We start from the raw sequence: 3010 nt of genomic DNA, 5'->3' as shown, positions 1-3010 counted from the left end.
GTCCGGGAGCATTACATCCACAATTGCCAGATCAGGCTTTTCCGCTTTGGCGGCGGCAATTCCCTCTTTCATGTTGGCAGCAATCACAAGACGCTGAAACCCCTCGTCCGCTAAAATAGCCGATACCATTTTCAAAAGCTCCGGCTCGTCATCCACCAGCAGGAGCTTTTTGCTGTGTAAAAAGGAATTGTCCATCGTGATGCCTCCTGACGAGATGGAATCACAGGTTTAGGCTATATCGTAAGAGATTGTAGGGATGCCCGCTTTTACCGTCTATTTTAGCAGTTGAAGAAATAATCGAAAAACCCAAGGATCTTGCTAATCGGTTGGAAGCTGTGTTTTCATCTCTTGTTGAATAGATAAAGACTTTTGCGCCAAATTGTTCCTTGCAATATTGAAGCAGCCCTTGAAGAATCTGCTTGCCAAATCCTTTTCCAACATAATTTGGCCCCAAACATATTCCGGCTTCTTGATATATGTAAGGTTCAATTTTCTCTATACCAGCAAACCCAATCGCTTTACCGCTTAATTTTTCATAAACCAAATAAGTGTCATGGCTTTTCTGAAAGGTGATGGTTTTTGCGATTCTTATTTTAGCGGCTTCTTCACTTGTGGTAATATTCCAGTCCATATACCTTGCGCTTTCTGGCTGTGACCAAACATTATGGTACATTTCTTCCCAATCCGGAAACTTTGCTTTATCTAAGATAAGGCTCTCTGTTTCAATCATTTTCGAGTCCCTCCATTGTCAGCTTGATTATAACACAGTTTAACCGCTTTATAAATGCCGGTGCAAAAAAGTAAGGTAAAAGTAAGGACACGAGAATGCAGAAGTCAGGTTGATGCTGTACCATAGGGGCAGAAAGGAGATGTGTCTATGGACCATATCATCACCACAGAGCAGTTGACGAAACAATACAAAAACTTCACCTCTGTCAACCATGTTTCTATTCACGTCCGCAGGGGCAGTATTTACGCACTTTTAGGCCCCAACGGGGCGGGTAAATCCACCACCATGAAAATGCTCCTGGGACTGACCGCCCCCACAAAGGGCCGTTTCACCATTGACGGGAAGCAGTTTCCGGGCGACCGGCTGAAAATTCTGCGGGAGATCGGCTCTTTCATTGAGGCCCCCTCGTTCTACGCCAACCTGACGGGCCGGGAGAACCTGGATGTGATACGCCGGATTTTAGGGCTGGGTCAAAACACCGTGGAGGATGCCTTGGAGCTGGTGGGGTTGTCCGAATTTGGAGATCGCCTCGCAAAGAAGTATTCCCTGGGCATGAAACAGCGGCTTGGCCTCGCCGGGGCGCTGCTGGGCCGTCCGCCCATCCTCATTCTGGACGAACCGACCAACGGCCTTGACCCCTCCGGCATCCATGAAATACGCAATCTGGTGAAGTCCCTGCCTGATCTGTACGACTGTACCATCCTTATTTCCTCCCATATGCTGTCGGAAATGGAACTGATGGCGGACGACATCGGCATCCTCAATCATGGGCGGCTGCTGTTCGAGGGCAGCTTGGATGATATGCGGCACAGCGCGCGGCAGGCGGGAATGTCCGCCGACAACCTGGAAGATGTGTTCCTCTCCATCGTGGAGCAGGACAACGCCGTGAGACGGCAGAGGGCAAAGCTATGAGGGCGCTTGTGATCGAACTGCGGAAAGAGAAGCGGACGGGGGTAATCCCGGTGCTGCCGGCGGTTGGTATTTTAGGCGCGGCCTATGCCTTTGTCAATTTTCTCATTCGGAAAGATACCCTGCTCAATCTTCCTTTGGCCCCAATGGATGTACTGCTGACCCAGCTTTACGGCATGATTATGATACTGAACCTGTTCGGTATCGTTGTCGCGGCCTGCATGGTCTTTCATCTGGAGTTTCAGGGCAGCGCGATCAAAAAAATGTATATGCTCCCCATGAGCGTACCGGGGATGTATCTCTGCAAACTCCTGATCTTGACCGTCATGCTCTTTGCGGCGGTAGCTCTGGAAAATCTGGCGCTTATGAAAATCGGACAGAGCTGCCTGCCCCAGGGGACATTTGAAATGGGAACGCTGCTCCGCTTTACGGCCTATTCGTTCCTCACATCCATGCCGGTGCTGTCCTTTATGGTGCTGATTTCCTCTCGCTTTGAAAATATGTGGGTTCCCCTAGGCGTGGGAGTTGCCGGTTTTTTAAGCGGGATGGCCCTGGCGTCGTCAGGCGCGGCAGTCCTGATGGTGCATCCGTTCATTGTGATGTTCAAGCCTGCGGTGGCTATGAGCGCACAGCCTGATATGTTGGCGGTCATGTTTGCGCTGGTCGAAACGCTCCTTTTCCTTGGCCTTGGGCTGTGGATGGCAAAAAGTAAGCGCTATGAGTAAAGGAGGAACCGCATGAACTTTTTGGATTTGCTCGGCATTGAGTTTATGAAGGTGAAACGCTCAAAGATCGTTCCGCTGATTTTTATTGCCCCGCTGCTGGTAGTGGCCTCCGGGGTAGCGTCGTTAAGCCGGTACTTCACGCCGGAGTACACCAACGCATGGCCCGCTATGTTCATTCAAAGCGCCCTGGTCTACGCCTACTATCTGCTGCCGCTGAGCATGATCGTGGTATGCGTGATGATTGCGGGGAGGGAAACACAGAACAATGGCATTTTGAAAATGCTGGCCTTGCCGGTGAGCCGGAAAGCCCTTTCCCTGGCAAAGTTTTGTGTCCTGATGTTCTATCTATTCATGGAAATGGTTGTCTTTCTGGCGGTGTTCGTAGTTGCCGGTATGCTGGCTACTTCAACAATGGGAATTACAGAAACATTGCCCGTTCTCTATCTTCTGAAATGGTGCGTGGGGCTGTTTTTGACCATGCTCCCATGCTTGGCGGCGATGTGGGCTATCACGGTGTTATTTGAAAAGCCTTTGCTTTCCGTGGGGCTAAACCTGCTGCTGGTGATCCCCGGTATTCTGGCCGCCAACACGCCGCTCTGGATTGCTTATCCCTACTGTTACAGCGGCTATCTGGTGTCCTGTTCTC

5 protein-coding genes are annotated in these 3010 nt (G+C 50.5%); 3 read left to right on the top strand and 2 right to left on the bottom strand.

Annotation, left to right across the window (positions count from 1 at the left end):
- Positions 1–195 (bottom strand): response regulator transcription factor (locus JX325_RS14465; RefSeq protein WP_204791787.1); only part of this gene is annotated, 195 nt, incomplete at its 3' end.
- Between the two features lie 25 nt (positions 196–220).
- Entirely contained in the window at positions 221–730 is a 510-nt protein-coding gene (locus JX325_RS14460; protein WP_204791786.1) for a GNAT family N-acetyltransferase, read from the bottom strand.
- A 147-nt stretch (positions 731–877) separates the two neighbouring features.
- On the opposite strand from JX325_RS14460, the gene JX325_RS14455 reads away from it, so the two are divergent.
- The 3 genes from JX325_RS14455 to JX325_RS14445 all read left to right on the top strand — a co-directional run.
- Positions 878–1642 carry an ABC transporter ATP-binding protein gene (locus tag JX325_RS14455; RefSeq protein WP_204791785.1) on the top strand — a complete coding sequence of 255 codons (765 nt, stop codon included), beginning with the start codon at positions 878–880 and terminating at the stop codon, positions 1640–1642.
- Positions 1639–2364 carry an ABC transporter permease gene (locus JX325_RS14450; RefSeq protein ID WP_204791784.1) on the top strand — a complete coding sequence of 242 codons (726 nt, stop codon included), beginning with the start codon at positions 1639–1641 and terminating at the stop codon, positions 2362–2364. Before JX325_RS14455 ends, JX325_RS14450 begins: the two co-directional genes overlap by 4 nt.
- A 12-nt stretch (positions 2365–2376) precedes the next feature.
- A partial coding sequence (locus JX325_RS14445) for an ABC transporter permease (protein ID WP_204791783.1) occupies positions 2377–3010 on the top strand: 634 nt, incomplete at its 3' end.

The sequence above is a fragment of the Oscillibacter sp. CU971 genome (assembly GCF_905219725.1).
Lineage (GTDB): Bacteria > Bacillota > Clostridia > Oscillospirales > Oscillospiraceae > Oscillibacter.
Note: the sequence above shows the minus strand (reverse complement) of the source record. Positions and strands in the feature narration are given on the sequence as shown.